This is a genomic window from Methylobacter sp. BBA5.1, from assembly GCF_000746145.1.
Taxonomy (GTDB): domain Bacteria; phylum Pseudomonadota; class Gammaproteobacteria; order Methylococcales; family Methylomonadaceae; genus Methylobacter; species Methylobacter marinus.
In genome coordinates this window covers 3,617-9,443 of the sequence record NZ_KN050818.1, presented here as the reverse complement: position 1 = coordinate 9,443, position 5,827 = coordinate 3,617, and the positions used below count along the sequence as shown (strand labels likewise).

Sequence of the window (5,827 nt, the reverse complement as noted above, 5' to 3'; positions counted from 1 at the left end):
AGGCTTTCTGCATCCAGTTGAGCCGGTTGACCACACCGCGGTGCTCGTTCATCGCCCCTTTGGGCTGCCCGGTCGAGCCGGAGGTATAGATGACGTAGGCCAGGTGCCGGGAGGTCAGGCCCAGCGATTGCGGCGGCAGGTTCGTGTCCGGCTGTTCGGCGATCCGGCGCCAGTCGCTGTCCAGTGCGATCATGCGGGACTCGGTCCAGGGCAGGCTGCCCTTGAGCCGCTCTTGCGTCAGCAGCACCCTGGGCGCGGCATCAGCCAGCATGTAGGCCAGCCGGTCCGCCGGATAGGCCGGGTCCAGCGGCACATAGGCGCCGCCGGCCTTCAGGATGCCCAGCAGACCCACCACCATCTCCAGGCTGCGCTCGGCGCAGATCGCGACCAGAACATCGGGGCCCACGCCCGAACGGCGCAGGTAGTGCGCCAGGCGGTTGGCCCGGGCGTTGAGTTCGGCATAGCTCAGCGTCTGATCCTCGAACACCACCGCCGGAGCATCGGGCGTATCCCGCACTTGCGCCTCGAACAGTTCATGGACACAGTTATATTGAGGGTAGTCGGCCTGGGTGGCGTTCCAGTCGTAAAGCACTTGGCGGCGCTCGGCCTCCGGCAGCACGCCGATCCGGCCCATGGCGGTATCCGGTGCGTTTTCCAGGGCAGTGATCAGGTTTTCCAGCGCCGTGTGCATCATCGCGCACAACCTTTCCGGCGCCACTGGCGGCAGGGTTTGCGCGGTCAGCGAGAAGCCTTCGCCCAGGTCGTCCACATCCAGCACGATCGGGTAGTTGGTGCGCTCTCCGCCCGACAGGGTTTCGATGCCCTGCCAGGCGGCGGCACTGTCCGCCGAGGCGTCGACCTGGCTGTGCCGGTAGTTGAGCAGTGCGCTGAACAGCGGCGCCGGCGCCTGCACGCCGCTGCAGCGTTGCGCCAGGCTCAGCGGCGCATGTTCATGGCGCAGCAGGCCGGCCAGCCGGTTCTGCACGTCACGGACCTGTTCCAGGACACTGCCCTGGTCCAGCCGCACGCGCAACGGCAGGGTGTTGATGAACATCCCCAGCACCCGCCCGGCGCCCTCGCCGCTCTGCATGCGCCCGAACAGCACTGTGCCGAACACCACGTCATCGCGCCCGGAGGTCCGAGACAGTACCGCGGCCCAGGCCAGATGGAACAAACCTGCGGCGCTGATGCCCAGGGTCCGGGACTGTTCCCGCAGCCGGCGCGCCAGGTCCGTGGCGACGGTCAGCTCGGCTTCCTGAATACCGCTGCCGTCGCCCAATACGTCGAGCAGACCGAACGGTGCCGTCGGCTCGTCGACATCGGCCAGCATGCCGCGGAAAAAGGCTTCGTGCTCTTCCGGTTTCATCCCCAGTCGGGCCTGCGCGACGAAATTGCGGAACGGCAGCGGCGCCGGCAGTTGCTCTGCCTGATTCAGCTGGTGCATCTGGATCTCTTCCAGCAGGATGGCCAGCGCGGTGTGATCGAGCGCCAGATGGTGCGTCAATAGCAACAGCAGCCAACGCCCTTCCCTGGGATCATGGGCGGTAAAGCCGTTGATCATCGGCGCGACTCGCACGTCGACGCGATAATGTCTCGGATCGTAACGTTCCTGCAACTGTTCGGCCGTATCGCCGGTTTCAGGGTCGATGACGACCTCCTCGATCGCCAGTTCCGCTGCCCGCCAGACCACCTGCACCGGTTCCGGCAGGCCTTCCCAGGCCACGGCCGTGCGCAGGATGTCGTGGCGCGCTATCACCGCCTGCAGGGCGCTCAGGAAACTGTCGAGACGCTCGCGCGTGTCGAACGCCATCAGGTGCGGCAGCAGGTAGGCATCTCCTTCGGATTCCATCAAATGGTGGAACAGAATGCCTTCCTGCAGCGGCGCCAGCGGATAGATGTCCTGCACGTTGGCCGCCCCGCCCGGCACGGCGGCCGTGATGCGGTCGATATCGGCCTGCGCCAGACTGACCAGCGGCAGCAGGTCCGGGGTAATGGCCGTCGCATCGGCCGGAATAGCGTTAGGCGGCACCAGGACCTGCAGGGAATCGCCGCCGACTGCGGCAGCCAGCCCGGCCAGCGTCGGCGTGGTGAACAAGGCTTGCACGTCGGTGTTCAGCCCGGCCCGGCGCATGCGCGCGATTAAGGTCACCGCCAGCAACGAATGTCCGCCCAGTTCGAAGAAATTGTCGTGGCGGCCGACCTGTTCAAGCTTGAGCAGTTCAGTCCAGAGGGCGGCCAGGGTTTCTTCCGTCTCGCCTTGCGGCGCCTCATACTCACGTGCGCCATAAGCATCGCCCTCCGGCACCGGCAGCGCTTTGCGGTCCAGCTTGCCGTTGACGGTCAGCGGCAGCGCTTCCAGCGGCACGAAAGCCGCGGGCACCATGTACTCGGGCAGCGTCTCGGCCAGGTACGCGCGCAGGCGGTCCACCGTCACTTCGGCGTCGCCGGTGTAGTAGGCCACCAGGCGTTTGTCGCCAGGGACGTCCTCGCGGGCCAGCACGGCCGTTTCCCGTACTCCCGTGTATTCGGCCAGCCGGGCTTCGATCTCGCCCGGTTCGATGCGGAAGCCGCGGATCTTGACCTGATGGTCATTGCGGCCCAGATAGTCGATGTTGCCATCCGCACGCCAACAGCCCAGATCACCCGTTTTGTAAAGCTGAGCCCCGGGCTCGTTGACGAAAGGATCGGCGATGAAACGCTCGGCGGTCAGTTCCGGCCGGTTCAGGTAGCCCTGCGCCACGCCCGGTCCACCGATGTAGATTTCGCCGGCCACGCCAATAGGCACCGGTTGCCGCTGAGGGTCCAGGATATAGATCTGGGTATTCGTGATCGGACGGCCGATGGGAATGCTCTCGGCCTGCTCGGCGATGGCTTCAACTGAATAGGAAGTAGCAAATGTCGTTGTTTCAGTAGGGCCGTAGACATTAAGCAAGCGACATTGAGGCTGGCTGTCCAGGAACTGCTTGGCAATAGCCGGGGAGGCCCTCTCGCCACCGAAGAGCAAATGTTTTAATCGAGCCAGTGCCGTAGGCAATATGACGGCATATTGATTGAACAGCGCCGTCGTCAAAAACAGGGTCGTCGCGCCCTGCTCGGTAAGGCTATGGGCGAACGTTTCAGGCTCAAGAACGGCGGATTGCGGAATAATCAGTAGGCGCGCACCGTTTAATAAAGCCCCCCAGATTTCAAAGGTCGAGGCATCGAAGGCGGGGTTGCTGCAGTGTGCGATACAGTCTGTCGGCTCAATCCGCGCATAGCCATTGTTGATGACGAGCCGGTTGATCGCGCGGTGAGGAACGATCACGCCCTTGGGCACGCCTGTCGATCCTGAGGTATACATGATATACGCCGGCGTATCGGCCGCTCTTTGCAGGTGTAAATCGGCCGATGAGCAATGGGCGATGGCCTCGTTTGCCTGCGCCAGGTCAAGCACCTGAACGCCTGGCCAGTCCCGGCCGGCCGCGCTGTCTTGCGCAACGATCACCTGCCTGGCCTGACAATCCTGGATCATGAACGCCTGCCGGTCCGCTGGAAACTCCGGATCGATCGGCACGTAGGCACAGCCGCTTTTCAGTACGGCCAGCTGCGCTACCAGCATCTCCACACTGCGCGCCATAACGACCGGGATGAAATCGCCGGCAGCGACGCCTATGCGGCGTAAATGGTGCGCCAGGCGGTTGGCCCGGGCGTTGAGTTCGGCGTAGCTCAGCCGGCCGCCGTTCCATACCACGGCATCGGCCTCGGGTGTTTGCAACGCCTGCGCCTCGAACAGTTCGTGGACGCAACTCGCTTTAGGATAGTCGGCCTGGGTGGCGTTCCAGCCGTACAGCACCTGGCGGCGCTCGGCCTCGCCGAGCATCGGCAAACGGGTGACGGCCTGGCTGTCGTCCGCCACCATGCCGGCCAGCAGGGCTTGCCAGTAGCCCAGGTAACGGGCGACGGTGTCTTGGTCAAACAGCGCCGTGGCATATTCGAGACTGCCGACGATGGCGTCGCCGTCTTCTTTCAGCGAGAGGCTGAGGTCGAATTGGGCGCTGGCGTGCGCCACGTCCACCGGCGCCAGGCTGAGGCCGGGCAGGCTCAGTTTCCCGCCGGGCGTGTTTTGCCAGTCGAACATGACCTGGAACAACGGGGCATGCGCGAGGCTGCGAGGCGGCTGCACGATTTCGACGACCTGTTCGAACGGGATGTCCTGGTGGGCCTGGGCATTGAGGGTCTGGATTTTGATTCGTTCGATCAGGTCCGCGACCGTGGGCGAATCCGACAGGTCGATCCGCAGGGCCAGGGTGTTGACGAAGAAGCCGATCAGGCCCTCGATTTCGGCCCGCCCCCGGTTGGCCGAGGGCGTACCGATCACCAGGTCGTCTTGGCCCGAGAGCCGCGACAGGGTCAGGGCCCAGCCGGCCAGCAGGGTCATGAACAGGGTCGCGCCGTGCTGCTGGCTGAAGGCTTTGAGCCGCGCGCTGAGGTCGGCGTCCAGCCGGACGGCCTGCTGGGCGCCGGCATAGTCCTGTTGCGCCGGCCTCGGCCGGTCACTGGGCAGTTCCAGCAGGGCGGGCGCGCCCGCAAGGGTCTGTCGCCAGTAAGCCGCCTGGGTGTGCAGCTGTTCGCCTTCGACCCAGCGCCGCTGCCAGACGGCATAGTCGGCGTACTGGATCGGCAGCGGCGGCAAGGGGTCGCCTTCGCCACGGCTGTAGCTCGCGTAGAGGCGGCCCAGTTCGTCGATCAGCACGCCCATGGACCAGCCGTCGGCAATGATGTGATGCAGGGTGATCAGCAACACGTGTTCGTCGGCCGCCAGCCGGACCAGGCGGCCTCGCGCCAGCGGGCCCCGGGCCAGATCGAACGGCGCCTGGGCTTCCTGTTCGGAGAGCCGGGCCAAGGCGGCCGAGGGGCTGGCGTCGGTACTGAGATCGTGTTCCAAGAGCGTGAAGCCGCCGTTAGTGTTCAGAATCAGTTGACTGGCCTCGCCGTCCTGCTCGATGAAGAGCGTGCGCAAGGCCTCGTGGCGGGCCACGATCCGGTCCAGCGCGCGCCGCAGGGCCGCCTCATCCAGCACGCCCGTCAGCCGTATCCCGCCGGCGATATGGTAGGCTTCGCTGGCGCCTTCCATCTGGGCGATGAACCAGAGCCGTTGCTGGGCGAAGGATAGCGGCAAAGGCTGGCCGCGATCGGCTCGCTCGATCGGCGCCAGAGTGTTTGCATCGCTCTGTTGCAGCTGTCTGGCCAGATCCTGCAGGACCGGATGGTCGAACAGGTCGCGCAAGGCCAGCTCGCATCCCATGCCCTGCCGGATGCGGGTGATCACCTGCACCGCCAGCAGCGAATGGCCGCCCAGCTCGAAGAAGTGGTCATGGCGTCCGACGCGCTCGATCCCTAGGATATCCTGCCAGATCGCCGCCAGGGCTTCCTCCTGCTCACCTTGCGGCGCTTCATACTCACGTGCGCCATAAGCATCGCCCTCCGGCACTGGCAGGGCCTTGCGGTCCAGTTTGCCGTTCGGGGTCAGCGGCAGCGCGTCCAGGATCATAAAGGCGCTGGGCACCATGTACTCGGGCAGCACGGCCTTGAGCTGGGCACGCAGTTCATCAATGTTGAGCTCGGCGGAAGCCGTCAGATAGGCTACCAGGCGCTTGTCGCCGGGATGGTCTTCACGGGCAATGACGACGGCCTCGTGCACGCCAGGACAAGCGGCCAGCTGCGCCTCGATCTCGCCCAGCTCGATGCGGAAGCCGCGCACCTTGACCTGAAAATCATTGCGGTCCAGGAATTCGATGCTGCCGTCTTCCCGCCAGCGGCCCAGGTCGCCGGTCTTGTACAGCCGGGC

The 5,827-nt window shown here is 65.2% G+C and carries 1 protein-coding gene; it reads right to left on the bottom strand.

Annotation, left to right across the window (positions count from 1 at the left end):
- Positions 1–5,827: non-ribosomal peptide synthetase (locus EK22_RS24815; protein WP_036254806.1), on the bottom strand; the 5,827-nt coding region annotated here is incomplete at both ends.